Here is a 16,479-nt window from a genome sequence, read left to right on the forward strand (position 1 = left end):
ATGACAACGGTGCCATTCGTTATCTAAGTGAAGGCAGGTGCCCCGGTGGGCATCGAGCTGTCCAGAAGGGTTGAATCGCCCATTTCGCTCAGGACGAGAGCCAGTGACCCGAGCACCTCGGCACGCGCGCCGAGCGCCCCCGGAAGGACGGACAGCTGGCGCGCCGCGCTGGGAATCGCGTACCGGGAGACCGACTCTCTGATCGGTCCAAGAACCAATTCTCCCGCTTCCGCGAGATTTCCGCCCAGCACGACGCGACTGGGATTGAGCAGGTTGCACAGATTGGCCACACCGCTGCCGATGTGCCGCCCGACGTCGGCGATGACCCGGCGGCAGCCCGGGTCGCCCTCGCGGGCCAGCTGGACCACGCGCTCCATGGTCAGATCCGGGCCGTGACTGGACTGGAGCAGCGGCAGTACGTAACGGGCCGCGGCGAAGGTCTCCAGGCAGCCGCGGTTGCCGCAGCGGCAGACGGGACCCGACTCGTCCAGGGTGATGTGGCCGATCTCGCCGGCCGTGCCGCCCGGGCCCCGGTAGATCTGACCGTCTATGACCAGACCGGCGCCGACACCGCTGGCCACCTTGATGTACGCGAGGTCCCGGACCCCTCGGCCACTGCCCCAGACGAGCTCGCCCAGGGCGCCGAGGTTGGCGTCGTTGTCGACGTACACGGGCACGCCGAGCCGCCCGGAGAGTTCCTCGCTGGGGTTGATCCCGGTCCAGCCCGGCAGGATCGACGTGGAGCCGAGGGTGCCCGACTCGACATCGATCGGGCCGGGTACACCGAGACCCACTCCGACCACCTTGTCCGGGCCGATCCCCGAAGCCGCGATCAGGCGGTTGACCAGTTGTTCCGCGCGGTCGAAGCCTTCTGCGGACGAGGCGTCCACATCGAGCGGCTCGGACTCCTCCGCGAGCACCTGGTGGGCCAGATTGCCGATGGCGACGCGCAGGTGGGTGTGACCGAAGTCGACGCCGATGACGATGCCCGCGTCGCCGCTGAGCGAGACGCTGCGCGCCCGGCGGCCGCCCGCGGACGTGGGTGTCACCTCAACGGTGCCGCCGTCCTTCAGTTCGCGAACGATATTGGAGACGGTGGCCGCGGAGAGGCCGGTACTCCTCGCGATCTCCGCCTGCGTGAGCGAGCCCGCCATGCGCACGGCACGCACGACCCGCTCGAGGTTTGCCCGGTGCAGAGATGTCTGCGATCCCGGAGTCTCCATTGACTCATCCACTCCTGCCCCCGGTGGGCGGCACGACGACCACCCCCGGCCGGAGTCACCGTGAGGCAACCCCGACGTTTCTCCAACTTGTGAACTCTAAGCACAACTCTCGCGCGTTATCGCGTCAAGACCTTGAGCGGAGAGAACCACGGATGAGCGATCGCGGGGCGTCGGCCCCGGGGGCGGTCCGGCAGCGGGCTGACAGGAGCCTTCCATTGTCCGCCGGAGGCCCCCTAACTGCCAGCCGGCTCGGCGTTCGCACGGGCAGTGACCAGCGTCAGCACGCGGCCCGCGGTCTGAAGGTCCTCGGCCGGGAGATCGCCGTAGAGCCGCTCAGTGATCTTCGCCGTGCCGGCCTTGATCCGGCCCTGCAGCGCTCGGCCCTTGTCGGTGAGCGCGAGACGCGCCACATCCCCGGGCAGAGCCTCCAGCAGCCCGGACGCGGTGAGCTCGGCGATCGTCGCGAGCACGGCCGACTCGTCGGTCTTCAGCGTGCTGGTCATCCGGCCGACGAGCCCGTCGCGCTCGACCGCGTCGCCGCCGTCGGCAGTGGCATTGAGGGCCACCGCCTGGTGGAAGGCGATGCCCTCGTCGGCCAGCAGGCCGTCAAGGACGGCCCGGGTCGCGTAGTGGGCCTGGCCTATGACCTGGCCGTTCAGGGTGGGTGCAGTGGACATGACTACTCCTTGGCCGGGATGTCGAGCGGGGTGTCGAGCAGCACCGCCAGTTCGCGGGAGAACACTTCGGCGCGACGTCCCTCCAGGCCGCCCAACGGCTCCAGGAGCCGGTCGAGGAGCTGCTGGACGACGTCGATCGCACGGCGCGCGACTTCGCGCCCCTTGTCGGTGAGCGACAGCTGGACCGCTCGGGTGTCGGAGGGGTCCGGGAGGCGCTCGACCAGACCGGCGGCCTCCAGGGCGCGCGCCAGCTTCGAGACATAGAGCGGTTCGAGGCCCGTGTGATCGGCGAGCCGGCGCTGACTGGGCCGCCGGCCGGACCGCTGCATGCCGTACAGCGAGGCGAGAAGTGAGTACTGCGCGTGGGTCAGCCCCAGCGGCGCGACGGCCCGGTCGACGGCCACCCGCCACTTCATGGACAGCCGCCACACCAGGAAGCCGGGCGTCGGACCTTCGGTTGCTGCGCTCATGGCAGATACAGTACATGGATGCTATGTACATGGCTACTATCAAGAGAGCAAACACCGGAGGCGCCGCGGTAGCCACCGCGGCGCCTCCGTCATCACATCAAGGAGCTGAAGGAGCTACTTGAGCGTCGCCGACGTCAGACCGGCCTGAACCTGCCGCTGGAAGGACAGATAGACCACCAGCATCGGGACCATGGCGATCGTGACACCGGCGAACAGCACCGGCAGATCCGTCGCATACCCCTGCTGCTGCTGAAGCTGGATCAGGCCCTGCGTGAGCAGATAGCGCTCCGGATCGGCGTTGTCCTTGGGCTGCATCAGCACCGCGGGGAGAATGTACTGATTCCACTGGCCGAGCGTGTTGAAGATCCCCACGCTGAGCAGCCCCGGCTTCGCCATCGGCAGCATCACCTGGAAGAACACCCGGGTGTGCGAGGCCCCGTCGATCACCGCCGCCTCGTGCACGGCCGTCGGCAGCGTACGGAAGAACGAGTGCATGAAGAACACGGTGAACGGCATCGAGTACGCGACGTAGACCAGGATCAGGCCCTGATAGGTGTTCAGCATGCCGAACCGCTGCACCATGAAGTAGAGCGGTACGAGCGCAAGGAACACGGGGAACATGGCCCCGCCGACGAAGAAGTAGTAGATGAGCCGGTTGCCGGGGAACTCGTACCGCGCGAGGACGTACGCGGCCATGGAGCCGAGGAGCATCGTCAAGGGCACCGAGAAGACCAGCACGATCAGGGTGTTGGTGAAATAGTCACCGATGCCCTTGTCCCAGGCCCGCCCGAAGACGTCCAGGGACCATTCACTCGGCCAGCTCAGGGCCGAACCGCCGATCTGTGCATCCGTTTTGAACGAGCTCAGTACGAGCCAGAGCAGCGGCAGCACGATCATCACGGCCCACAGGCCCAAAAAGCCGTGGGAGAAGACCTTGAGGGTGAAGCCCTCGGTGGAGGGGGCGCCCTGCCCGACGGACCGCCCTGCGGTCCGCTGCCCAGGTACCTTGTCCGACGACGTGGTGGCGGGCTCTTTGATGGGTGTGGTCATCGCTCTTCCCCTGCTCAGAACTCGATGCGCTCGCGGCGGGTGGCGCGCAGCGTGACGACGGACAGGATCAAGGTCAGCACAAGCATCACGACACCCATGGCGCAGGCGTAGCCGCTCTTGCCGAAGTAGAGGAAGTTGCGCATCAGTACGGTGGCCATGACCTCGCTGTGGTGGTCGGGACCGCCTCCGAACGGCTGGGAGGTCATCGTCGACACCAGCACGAACAGGTCCATGACCGTGATGCCGAGATAGACCCAGGACGTCTGCACCGAGTCCCACAGCAGCGGGAGGGTGACCCGGAAGAAGGTCTGGGCCCGGCCTGCGCCGTCCAGCAGCGCCGCCTCGTAGATGTCCCTGGGGATGGACTGCATGGCTGCCGAGAACAGGACGAGATAGAAGCCCACTCCGTGCCAGACGACCACGGCCATCAGGGCCCAGAGCACGAAGTTCGGCTCATTGAGCCACTCGATCGGGCTGGCGGCGTCCACCAGCCCCGCCTTGACCAGGAGACCGTTGAGCAGGCCGCCTTCGTCACTGCGGTACACGGCGCCGAAGAGCACCGCGAGAATCGCGAGGGACAGAACCTGGGGGAAGAAGTAGACGATCTTGTAGACGCCGGACCCGCGGACGCCCTTGACGCCTCCGGCGCCACCCCGCCCGCCGGCATTCACCATGAAGGCGAAGAAGAGGGCGAGCAGGATGGTGATCACCGGAATGAACACCAGGAACAGGATGTTGTGCCAGATTGCCTTCAGGAAGACATCGTCGTCGAACAGAGCGGTGTAGTTGTCGAAGCCGACGAATCCGAAGGTCTGCGACTGACCCTTCCAGTCGGTGAACGAGTACCCGATCGTCTGCACATACGGCCAGATCACGAAGATCAGATACAGCGCCAAGGGTGCCAGAAGAAACCCTGTGACAAACCGGTACTGCCCTTTTCGCATGGCATCCTGTCCCTGGTGTTCCGGGTGAGCGGGGGTGAGACCGCTGAAGGCCCTGTCCGGTCGATCAGGCCGGTCGGAACCTAGTCGCGGCGGTTGTTCTTGCTGTTCGGGTCCTTCGCTGCCTTGTCGACCGCTGCCTGAGCCCTCTTCAGCCATTCCGCCGGCTGGATTCGCTTGGCCATGAGCTCGTTGGACGCGTTCTGGATGTCGGTGTCCATCTGGCTGTACCAGTTGGGGTACAGGTAGTTGAAGGTGTTGTCGCCCGCCGCCTTCACCGCGTCCACCGCGGACTTGGTGCCGGGGCGAAGCTGGACGTTCGCGTCCACGCCGTCCTTGACGATGGTCAGCGAGTTCGCCTTCTGGGCGAAGATCGTCGACCATTCCTTCGAGAGCATGGAGCGCAGGAACTCCTGGCCCGCGGCCTTGTTCTTCGCCTTTTCCGGGACGATGAACGGCTCGCCGGCTCCCGCCCGGATCGCCTCGAACGGCAGTTTGCTGCCGGTCAGAATCGGCATCGGCAGGAACTTCATGTCGAAGTCGTCCGGAGTCTGCTTGAGCTGCTCGTTCTCCAGCCAGGAACCCGAGGTGATGAACGCGGCCTTGTACTGGTTCCAGCGGGTCTGCGACTCGGTGTGCGTCAGGCCGTTGGTACCGGGCATGAGATAGCCCTTCTCGACCACTTCGTAAACCGCTTCGACGGCCTGCTTGGCGACATTGCTGCCGACGAACGCCTTGGGGTCGAGATTGTCGATCGCCTTCATGGCGTCCAGACCACCGAGCTTGGCGATCAGGTCCATGATGGCGACGTTGATGTAGTAAGGGAATTTGCCCTGGTGGGCGAGACCGCCGATGCCCGCTTCCTTGGCCGACTTGCAGACGGTGAGGAATTCGTCCCAGGTCTTGGGAGCCGTCCAGCCCTTCTCCTTGAAGAGCTTGCCCGAGTACCACAGCCCCCAGACGGTGTAGACGTAGTTGAGCGAGACGATCTTGCCGCCTTGGAGTCCCTGTTCCACGGTGCCCGCGATCAGGGTGTCCCGGACCTTCTTGCTCGGGTCGTCGATGGAGGGCGAATCCAGGATCGGCCCCAGATCGGCGAGCTGGCCGCTCTTGAAGAGCACGTCCAGCTTGATCTGCTGGGCGCCGGAGTCGTCGATGACGTCCGGGGGGTTGCCTCCGTTGAAGCGCGGCTGCAGCTTCCCGGTGATCTCCTGGGTACCCAGGTGGGAGGACTTGGTCCCCCACTTCTTGTCGAAGGCGGCTTCCCATGCCTTGGCGTAGTCGTCGCCGTAGCCGCCCTTGAAGACGACGACGTCGACCTTGCTGCCCTTGGCCACACCGAACGGGTTGTCCTTGCTGACCTTCCCCTTGGCATTGCCGTTGTCGTCGCCGCCACCGCCGCCGGAGGCACACGCGGACAGGAAGCTCATCGTCGGAACGGTGATCAAACCGAGTGCGGCAGACCGCTTGATCAGATCACGACGGCCGAGGCCGTCATTCTTGTGGGCGGAGGTGGATCCCATGCTCAAGTCCTCGCCTTCTCCAGGACTCAGGCGGTGTACCGGTCGCCCGTCCGTCTCGCCTCAGGCGAAGGGCCCCGCCACCGCGGTCAGTTGCTGAGTCTTCCCGGGGGGAAACCCAGTGAAGCTTGGGTCGTGCACGTCGGCAGCAGGAACGGGCCATGCGGCGGCAGCCGATGCGCAGACGCCTGTCACCGGACCCCCCTGGCCCGCTGCCATGTGGAACAGCTATGCGGACGCCGACAGGTATAGTCCACTTCAGGCCGAGGGAGCAAGATCGAAAGCAAGTTTGGGCGGCAGTCTTTCCCGAGTTGAGACCTCGCGGACATCTGAGTCCCGTGCGCGCCCATCCGACCACAGCGTTCTGCTCGGAACGGCGGAATTCAGCCGCCGCGCACCGCCAACACCCTTGACACCGTATGGCACTTGCCTCCCTACTGGAGCCTGCGCTTCGCGCCTGACAACGTTGTCCAACGCGGTTTCCAGTGCAGGAAGGCCACGGGATGCAGCCCAGAACCCGACCTCGGCAGAGACAATTCCGTGCGGCAGCCCTCGTGGCTGCCGCTTCACTGCTCGTCATGACGGCCCAGTCGGCGGCCGTCGCCCTGCCCGCACGGTGGGCCCAATCCCCCTCGGTGGAACGGGAATTCACCTCGTCCTTCGAAGCGGACGGACCTCAGCCGGACTGGCGCAATACGGTTGAAGTCGGCGCCGACGGAGTGAAGCGCTCATCGGGTGTCGACGGCGGATTCTCCGCCGGAATCCCGGGCAATGTCACCGATAAGGTGACAGATCTGCGCGCCAGCGCCGAGAACACCGGAGCCGGAGAGACCAAGGAGAACCTGGTCGATCTGCAACCGGGCACCAAGTGGCTGGCCTTCGAGCCCACCGCCTGGATCGAGTTCGACACCGACGCCCCGGTCAAGGTCGTCACGTATGCGATGACCTCGGCCAATGACGCCGCAGAGCGCGACCCCAAGGACTGGACCCTCAAGGGCTCGGCCGACGGCAAGGAGTGGAAGGTCCTGGACTCGCGTGAGGGCCAGACCTTCGAGAAGCGCTTCGAGACCAAGACCTACGACATCGCCGACGGCGCGAACGCCACCGCCTATGCGCACTATCGGCTGGAGATCACCAAGAACAGCGGCGCGGGCCTCACCCAGCTCGCCGATGTGCAGTTCTCCAACGGCGACACCAGCACGCCCACGCCCGACGACATGCGCAGCCAGGTCGACCGCGGGCCCAGCGGCTCCCCCACCGCCAAGTCCAGCGTCGGGTTCACCGGCAAGCGGGCGCTGAAGTACGCCGGCACCCACAAGGCGGACGGCCGGGCCTATTCGTACAACAAGGTCTTCGACGTCAACACGGCCGTGGGCCGCGACACCGAGCTCTCGTACCGGATCTTCCCCTCCCTGCCGGATACGGATCTCAGCTACCCGGCCACGAACGTGTCGGTGGACCTCGCGTTCACGGACGGCACCTATCTGAGTGATCTTCGGGCCACCGACTCGCACGGCGGTCTGCTGACCCCCCAGGGCCAGGGCGCGGCCAAGCGGCTCTATGTCAACCAGTGGAACCAGGTCTCGTCCAGGATCGGCGCGGTCGCCTCCGGCCGGACGGTCGACCGGATCCTGGTGGCGTACGACTCCCCCAAGGGCCCGGCGAAGTTCCAGGGCTGGATCGACGACGTCTCGCTGAAGCCGAAGGCTCCCGAGAAGCGGCTCGCCCATCTTTCGGACTACGCCTCGACCGTCCGCGGCACCAACTCCAGCGGGTCCTTCTCCCGCGGCAACACCTTCCCCGCGACCGCCGTCCCGCACGGCTTCAACTTCTGGACACCGGCGACCAACTCCGAGTCCAGGAGCTGGCTGTACGAGTACGCGCGCGGCAACAACGCGGACAATCTGCCCACCGTGCAGGCCTTCAGCGCCAGCCATGAGCCGAGCCCCTGGATGGGCGACCGGCAGACCTTCCAGCTGATGCCCTCGGCCGCGGCGGGCACCCCGGACACCGACCGTGCCAAGCGGGCCCTGCCCTTCCGACACGAGAAGGAGACCGCGCGGCCGCACTACTACGGCGTCACCTTCGAGAACGGCCTCAAGGCCGAGATCACCCCGTCCGACCACGCGGCGATGATGCGCTTCACCTATCCCGGTGACGACGCGAGCGTCATCTTCGACAACGTCACCAAGGAAGGCGGCCTGACCCTCGATCCGGCCACCAGCTCCTTCACCGGCTTCTCGGACGTCAAGAGCGGACTGTCCACCGGTGCGACGCGGCTCTTCGTGTACGGCGTCTTCGACGCGCCGGTCACCGCCTCGGGCTCCGAGGGCGTCAGCGGCCATCTCCGCTTCAGTGCGGGCGAGGACCGCACCGTCTCTCTCCGTATCGCCACGTCGCTCATCAGCGTCGACCAGGCGAAGAAGAACCTCGCCGACGAGATCCCGCAGGGCACCGGTTTCGATCGGGTCAAGGACCGCGCGCAGGATGCCTGGGACGAGCTGCTGGGCAGAGTGGAGGTCGAGGGCGCGAACCACGACCAGCTCACCACCCTCTACTCCAGCCTGTACCGGCTGTATCTGTATCCGAACTCCGGCTTCGAGAACACCGGCACCAAGAACCGGCCCAAGCACCAGTACGCGAGCCCGTTCTCGCCGATGACCGGACCCGACACCCCGACCCGTACCGGCGCGAAGATCGTCGACGGGAAGGTGTTCGTCAACAACGGCTTCTGGGACACCTACCGCACGACCTGGCCCGCGTACTCCTTGCTCACCCCGACGAAGGCGGGCGAGCTGGTGGACGGCTTCGTCCAGCAGTACAAGGACGGCGGCTGGATCTCGCGCTGGTCCTCACCCGGCTATGCGGACCTGATGACCGGCACCAGCTCGGACGTGGCCTTCGCCGACGCGTATGTCAAGGGCGTGGACTTCGACGCCGAGGCGGCGTACGAGGCGGCGCTGAAGAACGCGACCGTGGTGCCGCCCGCGCCGGGTGTGGGCCGCAAGGGCATGGAGACCTCGCCGTTCCTCGGCTACGCCTCCACCCAGACCCATGAGGGCCTGTCCTGGTCGCTGGAGGGCTATCTCAACGACTACGGCCTGGCGAAGATGGGCCAGGCGCTCTACAAGAAGACCAAGAAGGCCCGCTACCAGGAGGAGTCCCAGTACTTCCTCAACCGGGCCCGGAACTACGTCACCCTCTTCGACTCCAAGGCCGGCTTCTTCCAGGGCCGCGACCTCAAGGGCGACTGGCGGGTTCCCTCCGGGCAGTTCGACCCGCGGGTGTGGGGCTTCGACTACACCGAGACCAACGGCTGGGGCTATGCCTTCACCGCGCCCCAGGACAGCCGCGGCCTCGCCAATCTCTACGGCGGCCGCGCGGCCCTCGGCGAGAAGCTCGACGCGTACTTCTCCACCCCCGAGACGGCCTCGCCGGAGTTCGTCGGCTCCTACGGCAGCGTCATCCATGAGATGACGGAGGCCCGTGACGTCCGGATGGGCATGTACGGCCACTCCAACCAGGTCGCCCACCACGTCACGTACATGTACAACGCCGCCTCCCAGCCCTGGAAGACCCAGGAGAAGGTGCGCGAGGTGCTCTCCCGCCTCTACACCGGCAGCGAGATCGGGCAGGGCTACCACGGGGACGAGGACAACGGCGAGCAGTCGGCCTGGTATCTCTTCTCTGCGCTCGGCTTCTACCCGCTGGTGATGGGCAGTGGCGAGTACGCGATCGGTTCGCCGTTGTTCACCAAGGCGACGGTCCATCTGGAGAACGGCCGCGATCTGGTGGTCAAGGCCCCGAAGAACAGCGCGCGGAACATCTACGTGCAGAGCCTGCGGGTGAACGGCAAGGCGTGGAACTCCACCGCCCTTCCGCACGAACTGATCGCGCGAGGCGGCACGCTGGAGTTCTCCATGGGCGCCAAGCCGTCCTCGTGGGGCACGGGCAAGAACGCCGCCCCGGTCTCCATCACCCAGGACGACAAGGCGCCCTCCCCCCGCCGCGATGCGATCACCGGGGGCGGCCCGCTCTTCGACAACGCCTCGGCGACGGAGACAGCGTTCGAGACGGCTGAGCTTCCAGTGGCGCCGGGGACCCGGGCGGTGCAGTACACGCTCACCTCGTCGGCACGGGCGAAGGCCCCGGCCGGGTGGGTGCTGCAGGGCTCGCAGGACGGGACGACCTGGAAGGACCTGGACAAGCGGTCCGCCCAGAGCTTCGCCTGGGACAGGCAGACCCGCGTCTTCACGGTCGGCGCCCCGGGCGGCTATGCGAAGTACCGGCTCGTGGCGACGGGCCCGGCGACGCTCGCGGAGGTCGAACTGCTCTCCTGACATATCGGGTTCGTCGCACATCACGACTGGCCCGCACCCGGTCCCACCGGGTGCGGGCCTTTGGTCCCCTACCGGGCTCGCTGCGGACCCGCCCATTCCCCTTCAAATCGATTGACTCGTAAGGATGTTGTGCGACGATCATGAAGATCCTGCGATGACCACCTGAGGTAAATCGCGCCTCATCACACACGGAGTACATACGTGGCCAATCTTCCCGGCCGTAAGCGCGGACGCGTGCTGTCACGTCTCGCCGTCGCAGCAATAGCCGCCGCCCTGGTCGGCACCTCCGCCGGAGCGGCCGTGGCCGACACCCCGGCTCCTCAGCCGCTGAAGGGCGTCGAGGTCAGCCGCCTGCTTGCGGCACCGTCGAACGCGCCCGCCGCGGCACAGGCCGCCGCCGCCCCGGTCTATCTGCTCTGGGCGGTGGACAAGAAGTCCGACGCCTATCTCTACGGCCCCAACGGAAAGGGCAGCTTCGCCGCCCGCAGCTACGTCTCGAGCGGCTGGGGGCCGGTCAAGCACGTGGCCTCGATGGACCTCAACGCGGACGGCAAGTACGACGGCGCCTGGAGCTGGGACACCGCCGGCAACGTCTTCTTTGCCAACGACACAAGCAACCGCCAGGTGGGCAAGGGCTGGAACTACAACCTGGTCCTGACACCGGGCAACCTCGGCGGTACCGTGCAGGACGACATCCTCGCCCGGGACAACGCCGGTGTGCTCTGGCTCTACAAGGGCAACAGCAACGGCACGGTCACCGCGCGGGTGAAGGTAGGTCCCGGCTGGAACGCCTACTCGCACATCACCGGCAAGGCCGACCTGTCCGGCGACGGCCGGACGGACATCCTCGCCAAGGACAAGACCGGCGCGCTGTGGCTCTACAAGGGCACAGGCAACGCCGCCGCGCCCTTCTCGGCCCGCACCAAGGTCGGCGCAGGCTGGAACATCTACAACAAGGTCATCGCCAACGGTGACCTGAACCTGGACGGCCTTGCGGACGTCGTCGTCCGCGACGCCGCGGGCGCGCTGTGGATGTACAAGGGCAGCGGCAAGGCCACCGCCCCGTTCAACACCCCTCGCGTCAAGGTCGGCGCGGGCTTCAACATCTACCCCAAGCTTTTCTGATCCGGCAGCTGTCGGCACCGTAGCCCACAGGGAAGGGCCGCACCCCCGTCGCCGGGGATGCGGCCCTTTTGCTGCCTGCGCCGTACTGCCGTACTGCTGTACTGCCGTGCTTAGTTGCGGATCAGGTTCCGCAGCACGTACTGCATGATGCCGCCGTTGCGGTAGTAGTCCGCCTCGCCGGGGGTGTCGATGCGGACGACCGCGTCGAACTCCACACCCGTGTCGGTCGTGACCTTGACCGTGCGCGGCGTGGTGCCGTTGTTCAGCTCGGTCACGCCGGTGAAGGAGAAGGTCTCCTCGCCACTCAGGCCGAAGGAGGCGGCGGAAGCGCCCTCCGGGAACTGCAGCGGCAGGACGCCCATGCCGATGAGGTTCGAGCGGTGGATGCGCTCGTACGACTCGGCGATGACGGCCTTGACGCCGAGCAGCGCGGTGCCCTTGGCGGCCCAGTCGCGGGACGAGCCGGAGCCGTACTCCTTGCCCGCGAGGATCACCAGCGGGGTGCCGGCGGCCTGGTAGTTCTGCGAGGCGTCGTAGATGAAGGAGACCGGCGCCCCTCCTTCACCTTCGGCGGACTGCGTGAAGTCGCGGGTGTAGCCGCCCTCGGTGCCCGGCGCGATCTGGTTGCGCAGACGGATGTTGGCGAAGGTGCCGCGGATCATGACCTCGTGGTTGCCTCGGCGCGAGCCGTAGGAGTTGAAGTCACGGCGCTCGACGCCGTGCTCCGTGAGGTACGTGCCGGCCGGGGTGTCGGCCTTGATCGCACCGGCCGGGGAGATGTGGTCGGTGGTGACCGAGTCGCCCAGCTTGGCCAGCACGCGGGCGCCGGAGATGTCCGAGACCGGGGTGGTCTCCATCGTCATGCCCTCGAAGTACGGGGGCTTGCGGACGTAGGTGGACTGCGGGTCCCACTCGAAGGTGTTGCCGGTCGGGATCGGCAGCGCCTGCCACTGCGCGTCGCCCGCGAAGACGTCCTGGTAGGACTTGTTGAACATGTCCTCGCCGATGGCGTTGGCCACCACGTCGTTGACCTCGGCCTCGGTCGGCCAGATGTCCTGCAGGTAGACCGGCTTGCCGTCCTGGTCGACGCCCAGCGCGTCCTTGGTGATGTCCACCTTCATGGAGCCAGCGATGGCGTACGCGACGACCAGCGGCGGGGATGCCAGGTAGTTCATCTTGACGTCGGGGTTGATGCGCCCCTCGAAGTTACGGTTGCCCGAGAGGACGGACGTAACAGCCAGGTCGTGGTCGTTGACGGCCTTGGAGACCTCCTCCGGCAGCGGGCCGGAGTTGCCGATGCAGGTGGTGCAGCCGTAGCCGACGAGGTTGAAGCCGACCTTGTCGAGGTAGGGGGTGAGCCCCGCCTTGTCGAAGTAGTCGGTGACGACCTTGGAGCCCGGGGCGAGCGTGGTCTTGACCCACGGCTTGCGGGTCAGGCCCTTCTCGACCGCCTTCTTGGCCACCAGCGCGGCGGCGACCATGACGTACGGGTTCGAGGTGTTGGTGCAGGAGGTGATCGCGGCGACGGTGACGGCGCCATGGTCGATCTCGTACGTCGAACCGTCGGGGGCGGTGACCAGCGTCGGGCGGGTCGGTACGCCGTTGTGCTCGGCCGGGGCGTCGGAGGCCGGGAAGGACTCCTTGCCCGCCTCGTCGTCGTTGTCGACGTAGTTGCGGACGTCCTGCGCGAACTGCTCCTTGGCGTTCGCCAGGATGATGCGGTCCTGCGGGCGCTTCGGGCCGGCGATCGAGGGAACGACCGTGGAGAGGTCGAGCTCCAGCTTCTCGGAGAAGTCGGGCTCGGCGGCCGGGTCGAGCCAGAGGCCCTGCTCCTTGGCGTACGCCTCGACCAGCGCGAGCTGCTGCTCGCTGCGGCCGGTCAGCTTCAGGTACTTGATGGTCTCGTCGTCGATCGGGAAGATCGCGGCGGTGGAACCGAACTCCGGCGACATGTTGCCGATCGTGGCGCGGTTGGCGAGGCTCGTCGCGGCCACACCCTCGCCGTAGAACTCGACGAACTTGCCGACGACGCCGTGCTTGCGCAGCATCTCGGTGATGGTGAGCACCAGGTCGGTGGCGGTGGTGCCGGGCGTGAGCTCACCGGTCAGCTTGAAGCCGACGACGCGCGGGATGAGCATGGAGACCGGCTGGCCGAGCATAGCGGCCTCGGCCTCGATGCCGCCGACGCCCCAGCCCAGCACGCCGAGGCCGTTGACCATGGTGGTGTGCGAGTCCGTGCCGACGAGGGTGTCGGGGTAGGCCTGGCCGCCGCGGACCATGACCGTACGAGCAAGGTGCTCGATGTTGACCTGGTGGACGATGCCGGTGCCCGGGGGGACGACCTTGAACTCGTCGAAGGCGGTCTGGCCCCAGCGCAGGAACTGGTAGCGCTCCTTGTTGCGGCCGTACTCCAGCTCGACGTTCTGCGCGAAGGCCTCGTTGGTGCCGAACTTGTCGGCGATGACGGAGTGGTCGATGACCAGCTCGGCCGGGGCCAGCGGGTTGATCTTCGCCGGGTCGCCGCCGAGCTCCTTCACGGCCTCACGCATGGTGGCGAGGTCGACGACACAGGGAACGCCGGTGAAGTCCTGCATGATCACGCGGGCCGGCGTGAACTGGATCTCCTGGCTCGGCTGAGCCTGCGAGTCCCAGCCGCCGAGCGCGCGGATGTGGTCGGCGGTGATGTTCGCGCCGTCCTCCGTGCGGAGCAGGTTCTCCAGCAGCACCTTCAGGCTGTAAGGGAGGCGGGCGGAGCCCTCGACCTTGTCCAGCTTGAAGATCTCGTACGACTCGTCGCCCACGCGCAGCGTGCTGCGGGCGTCGAAGCTGTTCGCCGACACGACAGTCTCCTTCATCAATGTGCGCGTACCTACCGCAATGCTGCCGCCATGGCTCCTCGCCGATCCGCTAAGGTAAGGCTTAGTTAGGTAGCCCTTACCAGGTGGCGGCTGCGGTACGCCTTCGATAGATATCTCGATGTCGAGATAACTCTAGTACATGACCGCTGCCGGGTCATGCCCGGACCTCCCCCGAGGGTGGGGCCCGGGCGCCCGTACGGCGGCACAGGGATTGCCGTGCGCGTGCGCCCGGCTCAGTATCGGAGCATGTTCAGCGGCGCGCACGTGATCCTCTACAGCCGGGACTCGGATGCCGACCGGGCCTTCGTCAAGGACGTGCTCGGCTTCGCGCACGTCGACGCGGGACGCGGCTGGCTCATCTTCAAGCTGCCGCCGGCGGAGATCGCCGTGCATCCGACAGGGGATCAGCCGAAGGCGGAGTTCTATCTGATGTGCGACGACCTCTCGCGGACCCTGGCCAGGCTCACGGAGCGCGGGGTCGAGATCTCGCAGCCACCGAGCGACCAGGGGTGGGGAGTACTGGCCGCGGTACGGATGCCGAGCGGGGCCGAACTGCCCCTGTATGAACCGAAACACCCTGTTGCTCATAGCCTGTCACCCTGATGGCTCACCCCACGCGATCACATCTCATATCTGAGATAGCCTGCCGCCATGGCAGACGACTACCTCGTACGCATCGGCAAGCTCATCCGTGACGCCCGTCAGCATCGGGGCTGGACACAAACGCAGTTGGCCGAGGCACTCGGCACCAGCCAGAGCGCCGTGAACCGCATCGAGCGGGGCAATCAGAACATCAGCCTTGAGATGATCGCGCGCATCGGCGAGGCGCTCGACAGTGAGATCGTTTCGCTCGGCTACGCCGGGCCCATGCATCTTCGGGTGGTCGGCGGGCGCCGGCTGTCCGGGGCCATCGACGTGAAGACGAGCAAGAACGCGTGTGTCGCGCTGCTCTGCGGTTCGCTGCTCAACAAGGGCCGTACGGTGCTGCGGCGGGTGGCCCGTATCGAGGAGGTCTTCCGGCTGCTGGAAGTGCTGAACTCCATCGGGGTGCGCACCCGTTGGATCAACGAGGGCGTGGACCTGGAGATCGTGCCGCCCGCGCAGTTCGACATGGACGCCATCGACGCGGAGGCCGCACGCCGGACCCGGTCGATCATCATGTTCCTCGGCCCGCTGCTGCACCGCATGGAGAGCTTCAAGCTGCCGTACGCCGGCGGCTGCGACCTCGGCACGCGGACCATCGAGCCGCACATGATCGCGCTGCGCCGCTTCGGGCTTGACATCACCGCGACGGAGGGCCTCTACCACGCGAAGGTGGAGCAGGCGATCGCACCGGACCGCCCGATCGTCCTCACCGAGCGCGGCGACACGGTGACCGAGAACGCGCTGCTGGCCGCGGCCCGGCACGACGGCGTGACCGTCATCCGCAACGCGTCCTCCAACTACATGGTCCAGGACCTTTGCTTCTTCCTGGAGGCGCTGGGCGTCAAGGTCGAGGGCGTCGGCACGACCACGCTGACCGTGCACGGCATCCCGAACATCGATGTGGACGTCGACTACTCCCCCTCCGAGGACCCGGTCGAGGCGATGAGCCTGCTGGCCGCCGCGGTTGTCACCGAGTCGGAGCTGACGATCCGCCGGGTGCCGATCGAGTTCATGGAGATCGAGCTCGCGGTCCTTGAGGAGATGGGGCTGGACCACGACCGCTCCCCCGAGTACGCGGCGGACAACGGCCGTACGCGGCTGGTGGACCTGACGGTGCGCCCCTCCAAACTGGAGGCGCCGATCGACAAGATCCACCCGATGCCGTTCCCGGGCCTGAACATCGACAACGTCCCGTTCTTCGCGGCGATCGCGGCGGTCGCGCTGGGCAAGACGCTGATCCACGACTGGGTCTACGACAACCGCGCGATCTACCTCACCGACCTCAACCGCCTGGGCGGCCGCCTGCAGTTGCTCGACCCCCACCGCGTCCTGGTGGAGGGCCCGACCCGCTGGCGCGCCGCGGAGATGATGTGCCCGCCGGCTCTGCGGCCCGCGGTGGTGGTGCTGCTGGCGATGATGGCGGCCGAGGGCACGTCGGTGCTGCGCAATGTGTATGTGATCAACCGTGGGTACGAGGAGCTGGCGGAGCGGCTGAACTCGGTGGGTGCGCAGATCGAGATCTTCCGCGACATCTGACCGGGCAATAGCGCCGAGCCTGGTGTCCCGCGCACGGACGATGCGCGGGACACCAGGCTCTCCTGGCTCAGTTCTCGCCGGTGGCCGAGGCCCC

Annotated in this window: 11 protein-coding genes; 4 read left to right on the top strand and 7 right to left on the bottom strand. The window is 66.8% G+C overall.

Going from position 1 to position 16,479, the window contains the following annotated elements:
* Nucleotides 1–23: 23 nt before the first annotated feature.
* The 6 genes from OHA61_RS08410 to ngcE all read right to left on the bottom strand — a co-directional run bounded on the left by OHA61_RS08410 (nucleotide 24) and on the right by ngcE (nucleotide 5,884).
* The gene (locus tag OHA61_RS08410; protein ID WP_406302499.1) at nucleotides 24–1,223 is read right to left on the bottom strand and encodes an ROK family protein; all 1,200 of its coding nucleotides are present in this window, start codon (nucleotides 1,221–1,223) and stop codon (nucleotides 24–26) included.
* A 233-nt stretch (nucleotides 1,224–1,456) separates the two neighbouring features.
* Nucleotides 1,457–1,900, bottom strand: a complete 444-nt coding sequence (locus tag OHA61_RS08415) for a hypothetical protein (protein ID WP_406302500.1) — start codon at nucleotides 1,898–1,900, stop codon at nucleotides 1,457–1,459.
* A gap of 2 nt (nucleotides 1,901–1,902) precedes the next feature.
* Nucleotides 1,903–2,370 (bottom strand): MarR family winged helix-turn-helix transcriptional regulator, encoded by a 468-nt coding sequence (locus OHA61_RS08420; RefSeq protein WP_406302501.1) that lies wholly within the window; start codon nucleotides 2,368–2,370, stop codon nucleotides 1,903–1,905.
* A 114-nt stretch (nucleotides 2,371–2,484) separates the two neighbouring features.
* A complete protein-coding gene (locus OHA61_RS08425; RefSeq protein WP_406302502.1) occupies nucleotides 2,485–3,420 on the bottom strand; it encodes a carbohydrate ABC transporter permease in 936 nt (311 codons plus the stop codon).
* 14 nt (nucleotides 3,421–3,434) lie between these two features.
* The gene (locus OHA61_RS08430; RefSeq protein WP_406302503.1) at nucleotides 3,435–4,364 is read right to left on the bottom strand and encodes a carbohydrate ABC transporter permease; all 930 of its coding nucleotides are present in this window, start codon (nucleotides 4,362–4,364) and stop codon (nucleotides 3,435–3,437) included.
* An 80-nt stretch (nucleotides 4,365–4,444) separates the two neighbouring features.
* Nucleotides 4,445–5,884: an N-acetylglucosamine/diacetylchitobiose ABC transporter substrate-binding protein gene (gene ngcE, locus OHA61_RS08435; RefSeq protein WP_406302504.1), complete on the bottom strand. Its 1,440-nt coding sequence runs from the start codon at nucleotides 5,882–5,884 to the stop codon at nucleotides 4,445–4,447.
* A 500-nt stretch (nucleotides 5,885–6,384) separates the two neighbouring features.
* Here ngcE and OHA61_RS08440 point away from each other — a divergent pair, with 500 nt between their 5' ends.
* Together OHA61_RS08440 and OHA61_RS08445 are read left to right on the top strand one after the other, a co-directional pair.
* Nucleotides 6,385–10,221 (top strand): GH92 family glycosyl hydrolase, encoded by a 3,837-nt coding sequence (locus OHA61_RS08440; RefSeq protein ID WP_406302505.1) that lies wholly within the window; start codon nucleotides 6,385–6,387, stop codon nucleotides 10,219–10,221.
* A gap of 201 nt (nucleotides 10,222–10,422) precedes the next feature.
* Nucleotides 10,423–11,346, top strand: coding sequence for an FG-GAP repeat domain-containing protein (locus OHA61_RS08445; protein WP_406302506.1), 924 nt, complete (start codon nucleotides 10,423–10,425; stop codon nucleotides 11,344–11,346).
* Nucleotides 11,347–11,456: 110 nt separating this feature from the next.
* Here the strand turns inward: OHA61_RS08445 and acnA are convergent, their stop codons facing one another.
* Nucleotides 11,457–14,186 (bottom strand): aconitate hydratase AcnA, encoded by a 2,730-nt coding sequence (gene acnA / locus OHA61_RS08450; RefSeq protein WP_406302507.1) that lies wholly within the window; start codon nucleotides 14,184–14,186, stop codon nucleotides 11,457–11,459.
* A gap of 264 nt (nucleotides 14,187–14,450) precedes the next feature.
* On the opposite strand from acnA, the gene OHA61_RS08455 reads away from it, so the two are divergent.
* Nucleotides 14,451–14,807, top strand: coding sequence for a VOC family protein (locus tag OHA61_RS08455; protein WP_389370125.1), 357 nt, complete (start codon nucleotides 14,451–14,453; stop codon nucleotides 14,805–14,807).
* A gap of 48 nt (nucleotides 14,808–14,855) precedes the next feature.
* Nucleotides 14,856–16,385, top strand: a complete 1,530-nt coding sequence (locus tag OHA61_RS08460) for a UDP-N-acetylglucosamine 1-carboxyvinyltransferase (protein WP_324987218.1) — start codon at nucleotides 14,856–14,858, stop codon at nucleotides 16,383–16,385.
* The last annotated feature ends 94 nt before the right edge of the window (nucleotides 16,386–16,479 follow it).

It is taken from the genome of Streptomyces sp. NBC_00885 (assembly GCF_045207475.1).
Lineage (GTDB): Bacteria > Actinomycetota > Actinomycetes > Streptomycetales > Streptomycetaceae > Streptomyces.

Excerpts from the sequence above, each read along its gene's own strand:
- OHA61_RS08410 (WP_406302499.1), bottom strand. The coding sequence starts at position 1,223 with ATGGAGACTCCGGGATCGCAGACATCTCTGCACCGGGCAAACCTCGAG.
- OHA61_RS08415 (WP_406302500.1), bottom strand. The coding sequence starts at position 1,900 with ATGTCCACTGCACCCACCCTGAACGGCCAGGTCATAGGCCAGGCCCAC.
- OHA61_RS08420 (WP_406302501.1), bottom strand. The coding sequence starts at position 2,370 with ATGAGCGCAGCAACCGAAGGTCCGACGCCCGGCTTCCTGGTGTGGCGG.
- OHA61_RS08425 (WP_406302502.1), bottom strand. The coding sequence starts at position 3,420 with ATGACCACACCCATCAAAGAGCCCGCCACCACGTCGTCGGACAAGGTA.
- OHA61_RS08430 (WP_406302503.1), bottom strand. The coding sequence starts at position 4,364 with ATGCGAAAAGGGCAGTACCGGTTTGTCACAGGGTTTCTTCTGGCACCC.
- ngcE (WP_406302504.1), bottom strand. The coding sequence starts at position 5,884 with ATGGGATCCACCTCCGCCCACAAGAATGACGGCCTCGGCCGTCGTGAT.
- OHA61_RS08440 (WP_406302505.1), top strand. The coding sequence starts at position 6,385 with ATGCAGCCCAGAACCCGACCTCGGCAGAGACAATTCCGTGCGGCAGCC.
- OHA61_RS08455 (WP_389370125.1), top strand. The coding sequence starts at position 14,451 with ATGTTCAGCGGCGCGCACGTGATCCTCTACAGCCGGGACTCGGATGCC.
- OHA61_RS08460 (WP_324987218.1), top strand. The coding sequence starts at position 14,856 with ATGGCAGACGACTACCTCGTACGCATCGGCAAGCTCATCCGTGACGCC.